Raw genomic sequence first — 18,649 nt, 5'->3', positions numbered from 1 at the left:
CGGGGAAGCAGGCGGCACTTGCGGGACGTCGCCCGACGGCACCCTGTCCGGGGGTGGCCTGCCCAGCGGTGTAACCGCCACGGCGCAGGCATCTCCGAACCGGGCGTGAACGGCTTCCAGCTGTGTCGCCCCTCGGCTCAACGTCCTTCACGCAGCCCGCTCCAGCTCCACCGTCCCCCTCCTGATCTCACTGATAGCTTGCTGCTTCTGCCAGTTACCTCCATTGCCTCCACGGGGAATCATGAGCCAGCCGCCGTTCCAACCGCCGCCGCAGCCACCGCAGCCTCCACAGTCACCCCAGAACTACCCCAACCCGTACAACCAGCCCGCCCCGCCGCAGCAGGCACCGGGGTTCGGGCCGCCGTCTCCCCTGCAGCCCCCGATGCAGGCCGGGCCGCCGCCCGTACTCGGGCAGCCTCCGATGTCCGGCGGACCGCAGCCCGTCCCCCAGGCGCAGCCGCCGATGTACCCGATGCAGCCCGCACCGCCGTTCCAGGGACCTCCGTTCGGGCAGCAGCCGAACGCGAGCGGTAACCCCGCCGGCGCGGTGTTCCTCGGGTTGTTGGTGTCCTTCGTCGTCTCGCTGCTCTTCAGCGGTCTCATCGTGGTCGTCGGCGAGCACTTGACGTTCGCCACGTCCACCACCCTCTACTTCGCCCACGCGCTCCTCAACGGAGCGATCGTCGGCGCCTTGATCGGCAAGGTGGGTCACCGCAGCAGCGGCGCCCGGATCTGCGGAGCCGTCATCGCCGCGCTCGGCGCCTTCTTCGGCTGGGCCAACTCCCTCCCGATGTACATCGCCAAGCAGGAGGGGTTCTACGGGATCAAGAACATGCTGGAATACAACCCCTTCCTCCCGGCCAAGGCCTGGTGGAACGACGAAGCCAGCGGCGGAGTCGACTGGACCTCCCCGCTCGGCCTCGTGCTCGCCGCAGCCGCCGCCTGGGGCATCGCCTACCTCATCGGTAACCAGCGCCGCCAGGCGTGACCGGTCCGCCGCTGTGCCGCCCTGCCTCAGTGGAAGGCAGGGCTGTCACCGAGACTCGCAGGGGCCACCGGGAGCGTACGCACGGATCCTCGCGCTGAAGTCCGGACTTCCTCCGGCCATGCCGATCCGGTGATCGCATAGCCTGCCGCCCATGCTGATGAACGACATGGGTGACGACAGCCGGGCACGACAGCAAACTCGCATCTGGCGCAACGCGGCGACGCTCGCCGGCTTCCTCAGCTTCATGATGGCGATCAACGTCGCCTTGACCACAGTTCTGCCGGGCGTCTCCATTGCCATGCGTGTGGTGAGCGGAGTTCTGGCCGTGGTCAGCGCCGCCGGCACATGGCAGGCCGTGCGCAGCTATCGCAGCCGCAGTTCCAAGTACTTGGTGCTCTCCTTTGCGTGCTCTCTGGGGAGCCTTGCCGTGCTGCTGGCACTCCGCAGCATGGCCTGAACCGGTACTCATGAGCACCCACGCCCGCCCCGCGCAGGCCCCCGCCCTCGCCTGGCGCCGCTGGTCCCTGCTGGTGCCCACCCTGGTCCACACGTCGGCGGCACTGCCGGCGGCCCGCGTCTCCTTCGACGGCGACACTTTCCAGAACTGCCGGCATCTGGGCCCGTCGACGCGGACATACGTCACCGCCTGGGGCCGCCCCGGTCTGCGCGCCGACGGCTTTACTGCTCCTGCCGGCACTGCGCCGCAGGGACACACCGACGCGGGCAGCGGCCGGGAGCGGTACGGCAGGAGCGCACCGCCATGGCGAGCGCCTGGCTCATCCCGTCCTACTGCTGGTACAACTCGCCGCCCCGTACTGGGTGTACGAACCGGATCCTTCCGGCGGGCAGGACCGCTCGGGGCTGACCCTGCTTCACGACCGAGCGGCCACGGCTCAGCGCTGAGCCGACCGCTTCCCCTCGACGGAACCGTGCACGGGCGCGTCCCGCTCGGCGCGCTCGCGGTCCAGTTCGGCCTGCTGCCGCGCATCCCAGTCCGCGAACTGGCCCTTGGACTGCTGGCGTTCCGCGTACGTCTGGTCGTCGGCTGCCCGGCGCATCTCGTGGAGCCGCTGGTAGACGGCCTCGGTGTAACGAGGGTCCTGGAAAGCGTCCTTGACGTCGACGCGTCCGCTCAGCACCTCACTCGCCATCTCGCGCAGGGCCGGGTCGAGCGAGTTCGCGCCGGCGATGGTGCGCAGGGAACGGCGCAGTCGAAGGGCCTGTTCGGGGTCCTGGGCGATCCCCATGAGTTCCTCGTCCTGGATCTCCCGGTCCGCGGTCATGGGTGCTGCCGTCCTTCCTGTCGTTCTTGTTGTTCGCTGTCGGTGGTGCGCACGGCAGTGAAGGGCGTCAGCCGAACTCGCTTCGAGCCCAGTCCTGCGCGCCCCCCGAGCCGTGCGAGGAGCCGGAGCGCGCCGTAGCCGCGGACGCCGCGGTTCTGTTGGACGACGCCTGCGTGCCGTGCGCGGACCCGGAGCCCGCCGCGGAACCGGAGCCCGCCGCCTCGGAGGAGCTGTCCGCAGCCCCGCCGGACTCCCCGGAGTCGCCACCATGTCCGGACAGCGCGTCGACACCGTGCTGTACGCGGTTCCCGACCGCCCCGGTGACCTTCTCCGTCGCCTGGTCCACGGCGTTGTCCACGTGCCCCTGCACGTCCGTGTAGCCGGCGAGGGTCGATCCATCGCCGCCCTTGACCTCGTTCTTGAGGCCGTCCAGGTATTCGCTACCCGCCTTCTTGGCGACGTCCGTCGTCTCTCCGAGGTCGATGCCGGACCGCTCGTCGAAGTGGGCCTCGATGCTCTGCTGGGCGATGTTCTGCGCCATTCCGACGGCGGCTTCCTTGGCCTTCTCCTTGGCCGCGTCCACCACCTTCTCCTGGACGAACTGCTTCGCCTCTTCCTTGATCTTGTCCTTCGCGAACTGCTTGACCTTCTCCTTGGTGATCTTCTCGAGCTGCTCCTTGGCGATCTTCTTGAGGGCGTCCATGGTGGCGTGCTCCATGGCCTTCGTGATCGCCTGCATGACCTCGGTCTTGAGCTTGTTGAGCAGCTCCCGGACGATCACCCGCGCGGCCTGGGTCGCACCCAGCGCGCCGACCTCGGACAGTCCGAAGGTGAAGGGTGCCGCCGCCTGCGCCGCGATGATCTCCACGGCCAGGGCGATGAGTTGCGCGATCACGGCCAACTTCGCCGTGAGGACGGCGATCGCGGCCGCGTCGAAGGCGAGGGCGATCACCTCGCACGCGGTCTTCGCGTCCGGGATGTAGCTGTCCTGACCGTTGGTGCCCGTATAGGCGCCCCAGCCCTTGGTGAATTCGTCAACGGCCGTACCGGCGTTGCTCGCCAGGACGGTGCGGGCGAATCCATCGCCCTCCGTCTGGATCGTTTCGAGATCCTTGCCGAAGGCGCGCCAGGCCTCGGCGACGTCGTGCAGTGCCTGTTCGTCGGCCTCGGGCCAGCTGTAGCCGAGGAGATCGAGCACCCAGACAAGCTCGCTGGGCAGTGTGAGCGACATGCCAATATCCCCGAATTTAATTAGAGTTGGCCCGAAATCCCGTCCATCAGAACATAGTTCGACGATTCCGATTCGTCGTAGTTATGCGCCATGTCCTGCAGGTTGTGCCCGATCTTCTCCAGCCGCTTCCCCAGGCTGTCCATCGATGTGAAGATTCCGTCGCGAACCGGCGTGTAGACCTGCCCGAAGATCTCCCCGAAATCCGCGTCCGCCCACGGCTCTCCAAGCCCTTCAAGGGCGTCCTGGAGCCGCTTGGAGGCCTTCGTGAAATCGCCTCCGAGTTCGGCGAAGTTCACTCCCTGCCTGCGGAGTACGTCGGTGTCCACATCAAAGGCGTCGAACGCCATTACTCTCCCCCGTACCGCTTGGCGCATTCATATAGGACGACAGGCGGATACCTTAGACTCCTCGCGCACGACCCGGCAAACCTCCAGTCAAGATCATCGAGCTTCCCAGGGGGACGACCAACAGTGGTGACAACACAGCCGCGTTACGGCAGCACAGGCAGCCTTTGGGTGGGAAGACTCGTCGGTTTGGGGCTGCTCCTCGTGGCCGTGGTCGTCGCCGTGGTGACCATTCCGGAACTGCGCAGTGAACTTGCCGGTGACGGCACCAAAGGAACCCTCACGGTTTCTTCATGCGAAACACACACGAGGACCCACTACGGCACGCACAGGCGTACGACACAGCTCGAGTTCAGCTGCACCGGAAACTGGACCGCGCAGGACGGCAGGGCCAGTTACCAGGACGTCGTGGTGAACACCTCTTCGCGTTTCGAGACCGGCGCGAAAATCCCCGTCGTACAAGCGGACGACACCTTCGAGCTGCCCGAGGACCGGGCGCCAGGAAAAGACGCCGCAATTCTCGCGTTCTGCCTCGCCCTGGTGGCTTTCGGCATCTTCTGCCTCCTCACCGGTTTCGGCGCCCGCAACGGCCCCGCGCTCTCGGACTCCTGGCAGCGTCTGCCGGCGGCGCGCGTCACCGGCCCCGTCCTCGGCGGCGTATTCGCCCTGGGCGCCCTGGCGGCGCTCGTCTGCGCGCTCGCCCTGTAACGCCCGCCCGTATCCCTCCTGAGGAACCCCAATGACACAAGTACACGGGAACGCCGCGACGAACGCCGCCGCACCGGGAGATCGGGCAGGCCGTGGCCGTCTCATCGGCGCAGGACTGGTCCTCGTAGGACTCGTCCTCCTGGCCCTCGGCGCCTACCTCGGCCCCTACACCTACGCCACGTCCACCCCGGGCAAGCTCACCGTCCAGACCTGCACCGTCGAGTACAAGTACCGGAGTTCGTCGAGCAGTTCGAGCTCGCGGAAGAAGACCAAGACCAGGTGGTGCTACGGCACCTTCACCTCCGACGACGGCACCGGCAAGGACCTCAACGCCGAGCTCAAGAGCGACGCCCTGTACACCCGGGGCCACGTCATCGAGGCCCGCCGGACGAGCGACACCTCGTACATGCAGGACCACGGCTGGGCCCGCGCCATCGCCGTCGGCTGCGCCTGGGGATTCGGAGCCCTGATCGCCCTGGCCATCGGCCTGTTCTGCGCAGTCACCGGCTTCCCCTACGGACAGGGCGAGAGCCAGCGCCTGTTCCGCACCACCCTGGTGACGGTCGGGGTGGGCGTACTCGGCCTCGTGGTCAGCCTGTTGGTGGTGTTCTTCACGTGACGGAGGGCCCGGCCGAGGTGGGCGCAGAGAGATGACGGTGGCACATCAAGTAACGGCTGCCCTACGCTGACCAAGAACGTTCCTTCTGTACGGGGTGAGAGCCGGGCGACCGGTTCTGGAGGAGACGGCGATGAGCCAAGCAGTCGATCCGAGGCTGGCGTATGCCCAGGTCTCGGCACCGGTTACGACCGCTGCACCGCAGCCCGAGCCGACACCCTCACCCTCTCCGGGCCCTCCGCCCACGCCTCCGCCGGCCGCGCCGCCGGTCTGGGGCGGTGACCCGGACGTAGGCGTCAGCTCGTCGTTCCTGCGGGGCAGGGCCAACGACTGCGACACCACTTCCGAGTTGCTCCGCAAGACCGACGGGGCGGCCGAGGACTCCTTCCGCGACCTGGCGAAGGGGGCAACCGGCTGGTCGTTCGTCGACAGCATCGACGAGATGCAGAGCCGCTGGGAGCTCCTGCTCACGCTCGTCACGGGCCGCCTGGACACGGCCGCGCAGAACTTCCGCGACAGCGCGGACGCGTACGACCGCAACGAGGTCGCGACCGCCTCGCAGTTCGCCGACCCACACGCCCCGAACCCGTTCCGCTGAGCCGGAGGAAGCAGCATCGTGGTCACCTTCCATCAGCTCATGGAGCTCGACGTGAACGCGCTGGAGACGTTCAGCGACAGCTGGAACGCCATCCACCGCAAGATCAAGGACGCCCGTACGGAGTTCCACGACGGCGTGGTCAAACAGCTCCACCAGGACCACTGGCAGGGCAAGGCGGGCGAACGGGCACAGGCGTACTGCGACCTGATCCAGACGGACATCGACGCCCTGGACAAGGAAGTCAGAGCGCTGCGCGACTACGTCGACACGGAGGCCGACGGCACCAAGGGCACCGGCGGGGCCAAGGGCCTGCGGGAGCACCAGCTCAAGGCCCAGGGGATCCAGCAGCAGGCGCTGGAGAACGGCATGACGATCAGCGCCGACGGCCAGATCGAGATGTGCGTCGTCGACGACCCCGACGACCCGGACGTGCACAGGAACTACGAAGAGCACCAGCACATTGCCGACGACCTTCAGAAGCGGCTCAAGAGGGTCCTCGACGAGGCGACCGAGGACGACGAGTGGCTGGCCCGGCGGCTGAGAATCGCCTTCGGCACGATCCACAACTTCGAGAGCGAGAACCGCAGGTTCAACATCGCGGAACCGGACCCCAGGGACCACGAGATCCGCAACAAGCTCAACAACGTCGGCGCGGCCTTCGCCAGCCCCTACTACGACTACCCCAACGCCGCCGGCCTGATCCAGCACTACCTGGACGCCAGCGGCACAGACGTCGAGGTCGACCCGCAGACCCTCTTGGACCAGGTCCCGGCCTTCCAGAAGGACCTCGACAAGACCATGCGCACCGACGTCCACGGCCGCCCGGACGGCCCCTTCACCACCGAGTGGCAGAGCACCGCGCCCAACCCCAAGGACGGCCACAGCAGTTCGGACTGGTACTACGCCCTGAACCACTTCCAGTACCGGGTCACCGGCTACGTCCACAACGGGGAGGTCACGTACCGCGTCGAGGTCCAGAAGCGTTACGACTGGGGCATCCCCAGCGAGCACCGCAGCGACGTCGGCGGAGGCGGGCAGGAAATGGAACAGGCCGACATCGCACATCTCAACACAGTCGGTCTGGCACAGGACTTCAACGTCCGTGGCACTTCTGACGAGATGACGTCCTGCGCATGACCGGGCAACATGCACCCAACAGCGGCAGTCGCCGGAGCCGGGACGATCTCCGGGACGAGGTCCGGGACCGAGCGCCCGAGCAGGCTCCCGGCCGCCGCCGGGCGATGAGGTCTGTGCTGTGGATCTGGCTGGTGCTGGTGGGGGTTGTGGCCGTCGTGCTGACCTTCATCGTGGTTCGGGACTTCATCGAGTTCGACCATGCCGTCCGCCACCCCGAGGACGGCTTCTCGGACTGGCAGTGTGCGGCCGAGTCGGGAACATGCGCGCCCTGAGTCCTCGACGAGAGGGCCCCGACATGGTTCGGCCCGACGGGCAACTGCCCGCCGGGCCGCCGACTGCGTAACGGGGACTACTCCTTCGGCGCCTCTGCGACCGGCCCGGAGGGCACCTGCGCGCCTACCGGCTTGCCGAAGTCGGAGTACACCATGTCCTGCATGTCCTCACGGCTGCTGTCCTGCTTGAAGTAGTACGGCTTGCCCGTGGCCGCCACGTACCACGTGACCGACTCCCCCTTCGCCGTCATGATCACCGGCACCGCCTGCTGCCCGTCCACCGTGGTGACCTTGCCCTTGGTCACCTTGTTGCCGGCGTCGAGCGTGTCAGGGGCGGTGAACTGCTCCTGGTGGCACCAGCTGGCGAAGCCCTTCATGAGCGGGTTGCTCGGCGTACCGTGGAGCCACTTGTCAGCAGAGAGTGTGTTGCTGCCGAGTTCGGAGTTGAACTCCTTGACGATTGCCGAATCCGGCTTCGCCCAGACGTCGTTGCCCTTGCGAATGATCTGGAAGGTGCCCTTCGACATCTTGACGGTGCCGACGCATTCCGTGGCGGAGAGCAGCAGATCGGTCTTGGTGTCTCCCCGCGTCATCTGCTCCCGGAAGGAGCCGGCGCCGGCGTTGGTCTTGTGGCCCGAGTCGTAGATCTCCTTGGCGGAGAGCTTCTCGATGCCGTTCGGCTGGGCAGCAGGACTGGCCTCTGTGCTCTTCGAGGGCGTGGAGCCACCTGCGGACCCGACGGCATCGGTGTCGCCGCTGTTGCAGGCCGCGAGCGACACCATCGCCGCGGAGCAGGCGAGCGCGGCGGCGGCGCGCCGGAGGGACACGACAGACGTGTGCATGAAAACCCCGTGATTATTGATTGCGTGCAAACGTGCTTGATCATCTAAGCAAAGGCCTGTCCAAGGACTCCAACTAAGCGCCATATCAGCGGACTTATCGACCAAATCCCCTCCGGGCCTTCACGCCTCGACCTCGATCGGCGGGCGCATCACTCCGGCTACACAGGTGCCTGGGCGTACTCAGTTGTCGCCGCTGCGCAGGGGTGCTGGCCGTGGCAGGGGCTGACGCCAGTCGCCCAGCGTCACGAGGAGAAACCGGCGGGCAAGAGGACGTACTTCATCCCATGCCGGATCGGTGGCCAGGGCTTTGGCCCAGAGCTCGGCGCGGCAGGAGGCATCGATTCCACCGAGGCGACGGCCGATGACCTGAAGATCGTGCAGATTCGTGGGTTCGAAGACTCCGCGCTCCGCCAGCCCTTCGGAGGCCCGGCAGAGGAGCTCCACCTCTTCGACGACAAACTCCGTCTCCACCTCACGCTCCCCCAGCCAGGCAAGCTGATCCTGGGCATCGGCGAGAGGGTTCATACATGCAGAATGGCATCTGGTCACCGCCGGCCCGTGTTCACGGACCTCAGCGATACACGGCCCACACGCGTACGCGTCAGCCGAAGTCGTCCGTGGCCGGCGTGGGGCGGGTGCTGATGGTCTCGTCGTACGTCGGCATGTTTGTGCCGTAGGAGGTGCGCGGGTCGGGTGCCGCACCGACGGGCGGATGGCCGCCGGGGTCGAAGTCCGGGTGCCCGACGGGATGGCTTCCGCTCGGGCGCAGCACCGCGGGCATCTCACCGGGGGTGGCCTGCGTCGAGGTGTCTGTGCCGGTCTTCTCGAAGTCCTGGGAGACCCGTTCGTCGTTCCATTCATGGCCGTCAGCGGACGCCCTGAGGTTGTCGCCGCCGGCCTGGACACGGGCGTGCAGGCCGTCGAGCGCGGGCTTCCAGCTGTTGGCGATCTCCGTCAGAGCGGGTCCCATCGACCAGCCTGCGAGCGAGGTCCCCGCTGTGCCGGCCTCCCTGACCGCCTTGTCGGCGGGACCCTTCATGGCTCGGGCTATGCCGTCGCACGCCCCGGCGGAGGCGCGGAGCTCGGCCGGGTCGACGTCGGTGCGCTGGGACACGTCCGGTTCCTCTCGGGTCTTCTCGGTCGGTGCTACACAGGTCGGTGCTACTCGGACGTTCAGAAGTGCTGCTGCTTGACGCCGGGTGGGAGCATGCAAGGGGTGCGTACGGCAAAGGAGAGTTCTTGTGGCTCCGTCTTGCCCGAACCGACGGTGTCGGCCGTGACCATGTAGGAGTTGTTCTTGTTGCGAGCCCTGAAGATCATCGATGCATAGGCGCTCTTGAACTCCCGATACGAGGTCACCTCGTAACCCTGCTGGGACAGCTCCCGGCGGAGCGTCCTCGCCACACGTGTGTGTTCCGTGACGGGGGCCGGTGAGTTGACGTAGTAGAAGAGGCTGTACCGCCCGTCTTCAGCGACCTCATCGTTCTCCCCTATGCACGCCTCGAAGTGCACCTTGGCCGTGGAGGGGGCGAGTTCGACATCGGTGAGCCGAGCCATGTAGGCGGTGTAGTCCTTGGCCCACTGCAAAGCGGCGTCCTTCGCCATCCGAGGCAGCGGGGCGTTCGGATCCTCGCTTTGAGACATGCAACCTCCAGTCAGGAGCAGGGCGACAGAAACTGCGATCACCGCGCGAAGCGGGCGCTTACCCACCGGGGACAAAATCAGGCTGCCCTTCCATACCGGGATTCTCTTTTGGAATCTCCGCAGGCTGCTTCCCCGCGATGATCGCCCCTTGATTGGCCAGCGATTCGCTCCCCTTGTCCCAGTAACCGCTGTGTCCATGCGTGTCGACCTCGATGTTGTTGCCACCGAACACTCCCGTCATGGGGTTACGGCCAAGGGTGTAACCGGCGGTGTTGTTAGCAATGCCGTCATCCTCAGCCGTGGCGATCCACACGTGCTCCGGATCCATCTGCAGATCGGCCGCATGGTCCACCGTCATGCCCGGACTGCCGACCGCCACGACATCGTCCGCGCTCAGTCCATTGCCGCCAGCTGCGGCCGCGCCGACCACCGTGGTGCCGTAGCTGTGCCCGATAACAGTCGTGTGGCTCGGCGACCCATCATGTGACGCGTGCGTGCCCGCCACGAACTGGCGCAGGTCCGGAGCGGCGTCCTCGGCCCGCCCTCTCCCGCCGACGCTGTCGAAGTCGGTCAGCTTGGCCTCGGGGGCGTCGTAACCGAGCCAGGTGATCATCGCGACGCTCTCGCCCTTGGACTGCTGCTGGGCCGCCGATTGCAGCTTGTCGATGCGGTCGAGTTGGCCAGGCACACCTGTCATCTCCGTATTGGTACCCGGTACCAAGACCCCGGTGTGCGCGGCGGTGTCGGGGTTACCCATGGCGATGATGGCCCGGCCGTCGTCCTTGGAGTCGTAGCCAAGCAGGTACAGCTCCTTGCCCTTGGGCGCGCCATCCGCCTTTTCGAGCTGCTCGTTGAGCACCAGCATGTTGTTCAGACGCTGGTTGACCGTCTCCACGCTGTCACCGGGGAAAGATTCGGCGTAGTTGCCCGCCTCGGCCATATTGAGCTCCTGAGCGAGGGCCGTGCGATTCGCATCGTCGCGTACGTCCGACGGCAGACCGTCGGTCGCGCCGATCTCCTTCGGGTAGAGCGTGGTGTAGGTCTGACGCTCCTCGGGGCTGAGGGCCTTCCACCACTCGGCGGCGGCCTTCGGGTCGTTCTCGGGGACCTGCGGACCCTGTACGCCGATGGCCTTCATGGCGTTCCTGACGTCCTGGGAGGACTCGGCCGCAGCGTCATCGTTGAACGGGTCGGTGAGGATGTCCCCGTTCAGCTCCGCAAGGGCCTTCGCACCGTCGTTGCTGGCCTTCTGCGCGTCGGCCAGAGCCGTGTCGATAGCCGCACGGTGCTCGCCCAGCAGGCCGCTTCGATCGGCGATGATCTGCTGTGCGTCGGGGTCCTGGTGCGGCAGGCCGGCAGCCGTCGGGTCGCTGACCCAGCCGTCGCCGTCGACCTCGAAATGGTCCTCCTCCGCCCGCCGCACCGCGTTGCGGAGCTCCGTCTGGGCCGCCTCCATCCAGGACTTCGTGGTGTCCAGGACCTCGGCGACAGCCATCGCCTCCGTCTCGACCACACCGATCCGCGACTCGACGTCCTCCAAATAGAAGAGCGCCGCGTCGGCGTCGTCGCCCTTCCAGGAAGCATGCAGGGGTCCGGTGACCTGCCGACGGTGCCGGTCGGTGAGGGAGTCCATGGTCGTCGACAGCTCGCGCCACGACTTGGCCGCAGCTTCGAGGTCGGAGAAGTCCTGCTTCATCAGCCGAGAGAAGTCAGAAGCCATATCGGCTCCTGCCGGACCGGCTCAACTGCCCCTCAGGGCATGACGAGTCCACTCCAGTGGACATATGGCAACCCCCGTTGCTCCTGCTCACTCATGAGTTCGAGGCGCTCAGAATAGCCGAGGGGTTCATCGACGGGACAAGGCCTGTTTCCCTGGTCCGGTCGATGAGGTGACGTGGTGCTCGAGGCCGGGTCCGTTGGGGTGATGCAACCAGCGTTGCCTTCGAGGAGGGCGTTGACCGTGTCGCGGCGAGCAGCGACCAAGACTCGAAGGTCACTCAAGCGCCTCAGCGCCCACGCCAGCCCCTTCGTAGATTTCGCAGACGTCATCGCTCATCGCACAAGCGAACGATCATGCTATACGGGCCAGTTACAGGCGAGTCAGGGATCGCCGACATCGGCGTTTCGGCCAGGGCTGGCCGCACCCGGCGCCAAGGCCCTCCATGAACTGCCGTGCTTGGCATGGGGATTCGGGGGTGTACCGCTGCGCTGAGGACCCGAAATCGGTCGACGGTGCAAGCCGGGCTACCAGCTCGGGCCCGGCGCAGTTCAACCACCCAGGACCCTGGTCCACGACAACCTCGCCCCGAACGCCACCTGCTCCGACAAAGACCCCCTACCCGACGGGCACTCTTTACCTGCACGCACCATACGACAAGCAGATTTGACCATCGCTTGAGCAAACCATGTATGGTGCCGAGGAGGCCTGGGTGATCAGTCGAGTCGCCCGGGCCACATGCGTCCAGAGCCGAGCGGGGAGACACCGGCCCATGGGGGACCACTTCAAGACGGACATCGGGCAGCTCGAACAGTTCCTGGCGAGTCTGGAGAGATGCGTCGACGAGCTGAACGAGGCTCGGTCCGCCCTCGACCACGTGCGTGCCGACCAGATCGGCACTCCCCGGCTGGACGAGGCCTGTGACAAGTTCCAGGACGACTGGAAGTACGGGTCCGACAAGACCAAGGAACTGATCGACGAGATCAAAGAGGGCGTGAACGCCAACAAGCAGGGTTACGAAGAGGTCGAGGAGGCCCTGGAGAAGGCCCTCAAGCAGATCGCGGACAAGAGCACCTCGGGTGGCGCCGGAGGCGGTAAGTAATGGCCGCGAACCCGTATCCCAACATCGGCTGGAACCCCGTACCGGGCATCCCAGCCGAGGTCGCGAAGCTGCAGGAGAAGGCGGCCGCGGCCGCGACGGCCCTCGAGAACACCCACCGGCAGCTGACCAAGCTCACCGCCGAGAGCAGCTACTGGGAGGGCGACGCGGCGGAGAAGTTCCGCGAGAACCTCGAGGGCGACCTGCCGAAGTACCTCAAGAAGGCTGCCTCGGCTCTGCGTTCCGCCGCGACCCAACTGCACAACTGGGACGGCCAGTTGACCTCCAACCGAGAGCTGGCCAAGAAGTACGACGACGAGTCGGCCGAGAAGGAGGCCGCGGCCGCCAAGGCCAAGAACGCGTACGACCAAGCCGCCCAGCACCCGGACCTCAAGCTCGCCGACCAGACCTTCCCCTCCCAGGAGGAGGCCGACAACGCGACCGCACGGCTCCGTTCCGCCGAGCGGGACCTGAACGAGGCAAGCACGGCCCTCACCAAGGCCAACAACGAGTACGAGGCGCTCAACCGCAAAATCAAGGAGCTGGAGTCCGAGCACTCCCACGACGCCGAGATCATCGCCAAGGCGCTCGAAAGCACGGCGGAGAAGGCCCCGGACAAGGGCTTCTGGGAGAGCGTCGGCGACGTTCTCGTGTCGGTCGGGAACTCCTGGCGGAGCACGCGGGCACGATCGGCGCAATTGCCGGACTGCTCGCTCTCTTTCCCCCGCTGGCTCCGTTCATGGCGCCCATCGCGCTTGTGGCGAGCGCGGTGTCCATGGGCAAGAACCTGCTCGATGAGGACTTCCGCAAGAACTTGATGTTCCAAGGCAGCAAAATGGAGATCTTCTCCGCCTGGGCGTCCGTCGCCGGTGACACGGTCGGCATCATCCCGGGCGGCAAGGCATTGGGCCTCGCCGCCAAGGAGGGCTTCGAAGGCGCGGCTGACGGAGCCAACATGGCAGTGAAGACCTGGTCCGGCGTGAAGGGCGGGTTCTTCGGGACCGGGCGCGCGGCGCTGGACGACGCCAACGACGCCTGGCGGGCTGCCGGTGAATCCACAAGGGACTCACTGAAGCTGATGACGGACATCAAGGTGAACGGTCTCAACGTCGCCGCGAACGCCATCTCCTCCGCGGAGAGCTTCGGCGCCGTGAACAAGGACGGCACCGAGCACAACACCGCCGAGGGCACGAAGGCCGCCGCGACGGCGCACGGCATCGCTGGATTGCTCGGGCTCCTGTGACAGACCACGGCGAGAATGAAGGCACCGCATGACCGTGAGTGAAGTGACCACCGCACCGCAGGGCACCCGCAAGCCGTCCTTCTGGTACAGGCTGCCCGTCGGATACGTGTCCCTGGACCTCCATCCGCCTGTTGAGCGGCTCATGGAACTCGTGACCCAGCTCCGTGGGCTGCCAGAGCCGGAACGGGGCGATGCGGACCGAGCACTCCGCCTGTATACGGGCATCGTCAGCCTGCTGAACACCAACCGTGTGCAGGAGTGCGCGCTAGGGGTCCATCCCAACGACTCAGGCGGTTTCACGACATCGGTGTTCACCGTGTCGACGCTGTTGACGGCGGGCAACAGCTCGAAGTTCGTGATGGCCGGCCTCGTGGGTAATGCAGCGGACGGCCGGGAAGAAGGTACCCGCCCGCTGGAGCTGCCGTGCGGTCTCGGCGTTCTCTCCGAGAAGCGGCCCCCCGCCCCCCAGCCGTCCCGGCAGCCGGAGGCGAGCAACACAGCCCCGACTCACATCTGGCAGGGCACCGTCGCGGTAGCGGCACCGAGCACCCCGGAACTCATCGTGCTCCAAATGGTGACACCGGATCTCGACTCCGCCGACGCCTACCGGGACATCCTGCTCGGGATTGCCCGCACCCTGACTTTCACCGATCCCGCGCGCGCCACAGCCGACGACGAGGACCGGAAACCAGAAGCGCTGACGCGCGGCGCCGCCGCCATACGGAACGACTTCGGATAGCGCCAGCCGGGCTGGGGCGGACTGCAGGAGAACTAGTGCTGGAAAACACTCAAGGTGCCCATGCACCGGGCACATTGGACACCATCGCGCTGCGACGAAAGCTGACCGGCCGGGCGTGGTGGGTCGCTGTCCGCAATGGCGGGATCTACGCGATCATGGCGTTCGGGGGGACATCACTGGGTGCGGATCTGACTCGCGCCGGCCTGTCCTGGGTGTTCATCGTCATGGGGCCGTGCGTCTTCATCGGCATCATGGGTCTGCTCTACTCGCTCAAGAGCATTCCGATCGCAATCCTCGTCACGCGCAGCTGCCGCAAGACACTGGCGCAGTACTCCTTCGATGCGTTCTGGCCGCAGATCACCAAGGTGGACGCTGCCGAGGCGACAAGAGGTCGCCCGAAGAAGATGACCATCACACTGCTGGGCGCCGACGGCCAGGAATCACCGCTCATGCGGATGGACCCGGTCCCCCCGTCCGTCGCATGGCGCAAGCCCTGGCCCGAAGGCATCGAGAACGGCGTGTACGTCGCGGGTGACCTGCCCTTCGGCGCGGTCGGCTACGTGCCGGCCTCCGGAACGTTCTTCCTCATGCAGCCCGACGACTGGGACACGACCGCGCACGACCGCAGGCTGGCGACCCCCGACCGCGCCACCCGAGCTCAGGACGCCGGCCTCACCCGAAGGATCATCTAGCTCCGCATGACCAACTCTCGTACCCGCGGTCCCGTAACCCGGGTGTTCCTCTGGATCTGCGGCACCATCGTCGCGTTCGCCGCAGCTTTCTGGGCCGTCACCTCGACCGCCGACCTCGCCCTTTCCGTGGGCGTCTACGGCACCCCGGGCACGTACAAGGTGGCGAGTTGCTACGACACCAACGACCGCCGTAACCGGTCCGACTACGACTGCTACGGAGACTTCACCCCGGACGGCGGCAGCGCCGGCGACGCCGTCTATGTGCACCTCGAGGGCACCGGGCACGACTACCCGGACGGCACCGAGTTCGACGCGCGGCAAGGGCTGGAGCCGCAGACTATTCAGCGGACCGGGATCCGTGGCGTCGCGGGCGAGTTGTGGCAGGTCGGATTTGCCCTGACCATCCTCAGCTGGCTTGCATACATGGCGATCAGGCCCCCCAAGTCGAACAAGCCGAACCGGATCCGGAAGCCTTCGCGGCGCGAGAAGGCGGCCGATCGGGTGGGCGGCGCAATCGTCGTCTGCATCGCTGTGGGAATCCTGGGCTTTGTCGCCAACCTCGTGGCGTCGATTACTTCCTAGATCGCCGACCACGTCGTCGGTAGCCTCACGTACCAAGTGATCAAGCTGCGGCAGGGTCCCACCGTCGGGAGTCCTCAGGCAGGCAGAGGGTGGCTCAACAGAATGGGGTACGCCGTAGTCGTCGCCATCCCCGTGGGCATCCTGAGCTGGATCGCCGTGATCGCAGAGCCGACTCGCTGGGGACTTGCCGTTAGCACGCTACAGAGCTTCGGTATCGCGAACGGTGTCGGCTTTGAGGGTGCTGATGAACGCTGTGAAGGTTCCGGCCGGGAAGGAGAGCATCCCCCTGGCCCGGGCCTTCGAGTCCCGTATCGCAACTCGCGAGGGGAGGTTCGCTATCTCCACGCAGTTATTGCCGTCGCCGCTTCCTGAGTAGGACGACTTCCGCCAGTTGTCGGGGGTGGTCACGGCGCGCCTCACAGCTCCTTCGCCAGCCGATGGATGAAGTCCCGCGACCGCTGGGGATCGAGGGACACAGCCTCCACTTTACGGAAGAGCGTTCGAAAAGCACCGAGCTGTGCTTCGGAGTCGATGAAGCCGGCGCCTTGAGGCGCGTCGCGCACCACCGTGTCCAGCTTCGGCACGACACCACCCACGTACATCATTGAGTTTGTGGCCCCGGCGAATCCATCCAAGTCGAACGGGATGACCCGTACCGTGATGTGGTCCGCTTCGGACAGTTCGAGGATGCTGGCGAGTTGAGCCCCTGCCTCTGCACGGTTGCCGACCCTGATGCGTAGTGCCGCTTCATGGATCACCCCTTCATACGGGACAGGCGCCGGCTCCTCGATGATCACTTTGCGTGCCATCCGATGGCGGACCCTCCTCTCAAGGTCGGCATCAGGCAGTTCAGGGACCCGGTAGGAGAAGACGGCGCGGGCGTAGTCCTGTGTCTGAAAAAGGCCAGGAACGTGCAAGAACTCCACGTCCAGCCGATACGAGCAGTGATGTTCCAACTCGGCAAGATCCAGGAACGCATTGGGGAGTTCGCCTCGGTACTCCTCCCACCAGCCTCGGGACCGGTCGGTCGCCATGGCCACGAGCGCTTCGATCAACTCGGTGTCGGCACAGGAGTAGTTGGCCGCAAGCCGACGCACGGTGTCTTCACTTACGCCCCCGACACCTGACTCGATTTGACTGAGCCGGGCCGCGTCGGTTCCGAGCAAGGCAGCGGCCTCGCGACCTTTGAGTCCCGCCGCCTCGCGCAGTTTCAGGAGTTCAGTACCCAGTCGGGCCTGCCGCGCGGTGGGCTGCCGTCTCCGCGGCATTAGCGCCTCCTTGCCTCAACGACCTTGGAATGATGCCCGGTTCGGAGGTCAGATTACGGCAACAGCTTGCAATGTTCCAACATTGGACCCTACTGTCAGTATCGCAACGCACACACTTCGAAACCGCGGGGTACGGAAGCGCACCGCTTCGTCCTGCCATGACGGCTGCGGCACTGCCACCGCCCGCCTTCCCGCAGAAACCGCCAACTCCCCTTCCTCTGACTGGAGTTCCGTCATGCCCAAAACCGAACCCTGGGAGTACTCCCTCTACATCCCGAACGACCCGAGAGCCGTCACGGTCTGTCGCCGCACCGTCCGCCTGATCCTCACAATGCACGGCCTAATCCGCTTCACGGACACCGCCGAGTTGCTGGCGACGGAGCTGGTCTCCAACGCCGTACGCCACACCAAGGGACCCACCGCCCTACACCTTCGGTGGCGCAGCGGTGTCCTGCGTATCGCCGCCTGGGACGCCGCCCCCGAGCCGCCCGAACCGCCGTCGAAACTGAGCGACTTGGTCGACGCGGAGGAAGGCCGCGGTCTCGCACTGGTCCGCGCCTGCGCCGACGTATGGGGCTGGCAGGCGCTGTCCAGGAATGGCAACCGGGGAAAGTACGTGTGGTGCGAGCTTGCTGCCGCCTAACCCACGACACGGGTTCAGCAGCAGAAGTGCGACCAACGACTCACACTCCAGCCCCGTGACCAGCGGCTTCAGGATGGTAGATCTTCACTGGCTACCAGGGCGCCATCTGCATCAAGGCGCGTCGTTTCCGCTGAACGGTCAGATCAGGATCGCGGGGGTGGCGCGATCCCCTGACTCAGCACCTCCAAAGCTCGGGCATCCTTCTCGGACAGCTCGAGCGCAGCCAGGGAGCCGTCGGCGAAGTGGAGGTCCACGCGGTCCGAGAGCCAATTGTGTCGGCTGGCGACGCTCCGGAGCTGTCCCGCCAGGATCTCGCCCAGACACCGGGCCTCCCTCCTGCTCAGCTGCTCGCCGGGCGGGACCTTGCCGAACAGGGGCACCTTGTTGTTCCTGATGGAGACCGTGTCCATCAGCAGGATCCTGCGGTCGGTGAAGACCATCAGCGCCTGTTCGTTGTCGTAGCGGCTACTCGAGGGGGCGGGTCCGGTGCGCACAGCGATCACGAACCGGCCGGCCACGCTCTGCCATCCGCCCTTGAGACCGGCCCCGCGCACGATGCGTCGGATCCTGCGGATGATGCCGAAGTCGAAGAACTCGAAGGCATCCGCAACCGAGAGGGCACCTTCGAAGGCGCCCTCCGCTGCGCCCCGCGCGCCCGTCCACTGCTTGCCGGGCCGCACCTTGCGGGGCAGGGAGCGGCGGATCACATTGCTCAGCCTCACCTTTACGATCCCGAGCAGTCGCTCGTGCGGCTGCAGCCACGGCGCGATCAATGGCACATGGGAGCCGCCGCCGAGCAGAGCCGGCTCGAAGATGGCCTGTGTCGGGCCGTGCTGGCCGGCGCTCATCCGAAGTCCTCCTCGATCCGTGCCTTCGGCACACGGTACGGCGCCTCATCCTTACGGCCGTCGAGCTGACCGGCCACGGCATCGATGGCGGGGTCCTTGCTCAGCTCGTCCGTGACCTCGCTCATCGGGCCGTCGGCTCCACACCTCACAGGCGA

At 66.3% G+C, this 18,649-nt stretch carries 26 protein-coding genes; 14 read left to right on the top strand and 12 right to left on the bottom strand.

Annotated elements, in window-relative coordinates; genetic code table 11:
• Positions 1-241 precede the first annotated feature (241 nt).
• Positions 242-988, top strand: a complete 747-nt coding sequence (locus tag IH68_RS0138380; protein ID WP_030945056.1) for a hypothetical protein — start codon at positions 242-244, stop codon at positions 986-988.
• A 151-nt stretch (positions 989-1,139) separates the two neighbouring features.
• On the top strand, positions 1,140-1,445 hold the full coding sequence (locus tag IH68_RS0138375) for a hypothetical protein (protein ID WP_030945053.1): 306 nt from the start codon (positions 1,140-1,142) through the stop codon (positions 1,443-1,445).
• 436 nt (positions 1,446-1,881) lie between these two features.
• On the opposite strand, the gene IH68_RS0138370 is transcribed toward IH68_RS0138375, so the two are convergent.
• From IH68_RS0138370 to IH68_RS0138360, 3 genes are all read right to left on the bottom strand, one after another.
• Entirely contained in the window at positions 1,882-2,271 is a 390-nt protein-coding gene (locus IH68_RS0138370; RefSeq protein ID WP_037885930.1) for a hypothetical protein, read from the bottom strand.
• 67 nt (positions 2,272-2,338) lie between these two features.
• Positions 2,339-3,502 carry a hypothetical protein gene (locus tag IH68_RS52080; protein ID WP_063763580.1) on the bottom strand — a complete coding sequence of 388 codons (1,164 nt, stop codon included), beginning with the start codon at positions 3,500-3,502 and terminating at the stop codon, positions 2,339-2,341.
• A 20-nt stretch (positions 3,503-3,522) separates the two neighbouring features.
• A complete protein-coding gene (locus IH68_RS0138360; protein WP_051833953.1) occupies positions 3,523-3,849 on the bottom strand; it encodes a hypothetical protein in 327 nt (108 codons plus the stop codon).
• A gap of 168 nt (positions 3,850-4,017) precedes the next feature.
• Here IH68_RS0138360 and IH68_RS0138355 point away from each other — a divergent pair, with 168 nt between their 5' ends.
• From IH68_RS0138355 to IH68_RS56680, 5 genes are all read left to right on the top strand, one after another.
• Complete coding sequence (locus tag IH68_RS0138355) at positions 4,018-4,554, top strand: hypothetical protein (protein WP_159403800.1); 537 nt, start codon at positions 4,018-4,020, stop codon at positions 4,552-4,554.
• Between the two features lie 31 nt (positions 4,555-4,585).
• Positions 4,586-5,173 carry a hypothetical protein gene (locus tag IH68_RS0138350; protein WP_030945037.1) on the top strand — a complete coding sequence of 196 codons (588 nt, stop codon included), beginning with the start codon at positions 4,586-4,588 and terminating at the stop codon, positions 5,171-5,173.
• Between the two features lie 130 nt (positions 5,174-5,303).
• Positions 5,304-5,768 (top strand): hypothetical protein, encoded by a 465-nt coding sequence (locus IH68_RS56685; RefSeq protein ID WP_037885929.1) that lies wholly within the window; start codon positions 5,304-5,306, stop codon positions 5,766-5,768.
• Positions 5,769-5,786: 18 nt separating this feature from the next.
• Positions 5,787-6,905 carry a hypothetical protein gene (locus tag IH68_RS0138340; protein WP_030945031.1) on the top strand — a complete coding sequence of 373 codons (1,119 nt, stop codon included), beginning with the start codon at positions 5,787-5,789 and terminating at the stop codon, positions 6,903-6,905.
• Positions 6,902-7,177 carry a hypothetical protein gene (locus IH68_RS56680; RefSeq protein ID WP_159403799.1) on the top strand — a complete coding sequence of 92 codons (276 nt, stop codon included), beginning with the start codon at positions 6,902-6,904 and terminating at the stop codon, positions 7,175-7,177. Before IH68_RS0138340 ends, IH68_RS56680 begins: the two co-directional genes overlap by 4 nt.
• A gap of 77 nt (positions 7,178-7,254) precedes the next feature.
• On the opposite strand, the gene IH68_RS0138330 is transcribed toward IH68_RS56680, so the two are convergent.
• The 5 genes from IH68_RS0138330 to IH68_RS0138310 all read right to left on the bottom strand — a co-directional run bounded on the left by IH68_RS0138330 (position 7,255) and on the right by IH68_RS0138310 (position 11,383).
• On the bottom strand, positions 7,255-8,019 hold the full coding sequence (locus IH68_RS0138330; protein WP_030945028.1) for a hypothetical protein: 765 nt from the start codon (positions 8,017-8,019) through the stop codon (positions 7,255-7,257).
• 180 nt (positions 8,020-8,199) lie between these two features.
• The gene (locus IH68_RS0138325; RefSeq protein ID WP_159403798.1) at positions 8,200-8,544 is read right to left on the bottom strand and encodes a hypothetical protein; all 345 of its coding nucleotides are present in this window, start codon (positions 8,542-8,544) and stop codon (positions 8,200-8,202) included.
• Between the two features lie 76 nt (positions 8,545-8,620).
• Positions 8,621-9,133, bottom strand: coding sequence for a type VII secretion target (locus tag IH68_RS52070; protein ID WP_051833951.1), 513 nt, complete (start codon positions 9,131-9,133; stop codon positions 8,621-8,623).
• 59 nt (positions 9,134-9,192) lie between these two features.
• On the bottom strand, positions 9,193-9,663 hold the full coding sequence (locus tag IH68_RS0138315) for a hypothetical protein (protein ID WP_159403797.1): 471 nt from the start codon (positions 9,661-9,663) through the stop codon (positions 9,193-9,195).
• A gap of 58 nt (positions 9,664-9,721) precedes the next feature.
• Positions 9,722-11,383, bottom strand: a complete 1,662-nt coding sequence (locus IH68_RS0138310) for an alpha/beta hydrolase (protein ID WP_063763579.1) — start codon at positions 11,381-11,383, stop codon at positions 9,722-9,724.
• A 769-nt stretch (positions 11,384-12,152) separates the two neighbouring features.
• Here IH68_RS0138310 and IH68_RS0138300 point away from each other — a divergent pair.
• From IH68_RS0138300 to IH68_RS0138280, 6 genes are read left to right on the top strand one after another with little or no spacing between them, the layout of a single operon-like run.
• Positions 12,153-12,482, top strand: coding sequence for a hypothetical protein (locus IH68_RS0138300; protein WP_030945019.1), 330 nt, complete (start codon positions 12,153-12,155; stop codon positions 12,480-12,482).
• A complete protein-coding gene (locus tag IH68_RS50655) occupies positions 12,482-13,297 on the top strand; it encodes a putative T7SS-secreted protein (RefSeq protein ID WP_078912799.1) in 816 nt (271 codons plus the stop codon). Before IH68_RS0138300 ends, IH68_RS50655 begins: the two co-directional genes overlap by 1 nt.
• Complete coding sequence (locus IH68_RS54130) at positions 13,255-13,722, top strand: hypothetical protein (protein WP_159403796.1); 468 nt, start codon at positions 13,255-13,257, stop codon at positions 13,720-13,722. Before IH68_RS50655 ends, IH68_RS54130 begins: the two co-directional genes overlap by 43 nt.
• A 43-nt stretch (positions 13,723-13,765) precedes the next feature.
• The gene (locus IH68_RS0138290; RefSeq protein WP_159403795.1) at positions 13,766-14,461 is read left to right on the top strand and encodes a hypothetical protein; all 696 of its coding nucleotides are present in this window, start codon (positions 13,766-13,768) and stop codon (positions 14,459-14,461) included.
• 35 nt (positions 14,462-14,496) lie between these two features.
• On the top strand, positions 14,497-15,153 hold the full coding sequence (locus IH68_RS52065; protein WP_159403794.1) for a hypothetical protein: 657 nt from the start codon (positions 14,497-14,499) through the stop codon (positions 15,151-15,153).
• Between the two features lie 6 nt (positions 15,154-15,159).
• On the top strand, positions 15,160-15,735 hold the full coding sequence (locus tag IH68_RS0138280; protein WP_159403793.1) for a hypothetical protein: 576 nt from the start codon (positions 15,160-15,162) through the stop codon (positions 15,733-15,735).
• A 198-nt stretch (positions 15,736-15,933) separates the two neighbouring features.
• Here the strand turns inward: IH68_RS0138280 and IH68_RS0138275 are convergent, their stop codons facing one another.
• Together IH68_RS0138275 and IH68_RS0138270 are read right to left on the bottom strand one after the other, a co-directional pair.
• Positions 15,934-16,143: a DUF397 domain-containing protein gene (locus IH68_RS0138275; RefSeq protein WP_037885952.1), complete on the bottom strand. Its 210-nt coding sequence runs from the start codon at positions 16,141-16,143 to the stop codon at positions 15,934-15,936.
• A gap of 8 nt (positions 16,144-16,151) precedes the next feature.
• Positions 16,152-17,003, bottom strand: coding sequence for a helix-turn-helix domain-containing protein (locus tag IH68_RS0138270; protein WP_030945009.1), 852 nt, complete (start codon positions 17,001-17,003; stop codon positions 16,152-16,154).
• 235 nt (positions 17,004-17,238) lie between these two features.
• Between IH68_RS0138270 and IH68_RS0138265 the strand changes: the two genes are divergently transcribed.
• On the top strand, positions 17,239-17,646 hold the full coding sequence (locus tag IH68_RS0138265; protein WP_030945007.1) for an ATP-binding protein: 408 nt from the start codon (positions 17,239-17,241) through the stop codon (positions 17,644-17,646).
• 143 nt (positions 17,647-17,789) lie between these two features.
• On the opposite strand, the gene IH68_RS0138260 is transcribed toward IH68_RS0138265, so the two are convergent.
• Both IH68_RS0138260 and IH68_RS59255 read right to left on the bottom strand, forming a co-directional pair.
• Positions 17,790-18,494 carry a hypothetical protein gene (locus tag IH68_RS0138260; protein WP_030945004.1) on the bottom strand — a complete coding sequence of 235 codons (705 nt, stop codon included), beginning with the start codon at positions 18,492-18,494 and terminating at the stop codon, positions 17,790-17,792.
• The gene (locus IH68_RS59255) at positions 18,491-18,619 is read right to left on the bottom strand and encodes a hypothetical protein (protein WP_267883772.1); all 129 of its coding nucleotides are present in this window, start codon (positions 18,617-18,619) and stop codon (positions 18,491-18,493) included. The genes IH68_RS0138260 and IH68_RS59255 overlap by 4 nt, the downstream gene beginning before the upstream one ends.
• Positions 18,620-18,649: the final 30 nt, after the last annotated feature.

This window comes from Streptomyces sp. NRRL S-646 (assembly GCF_000720765.1).
In the GTDB taxonomy this organism is placed as follows: Bacteria; Actinomycetota; Actinomycetes; order Streptomycetales; family Streptomycetaceae; genus Streptomyces.
This window is presented reverse-complemented; position numbering and strand designations above follow the sequence as displayed.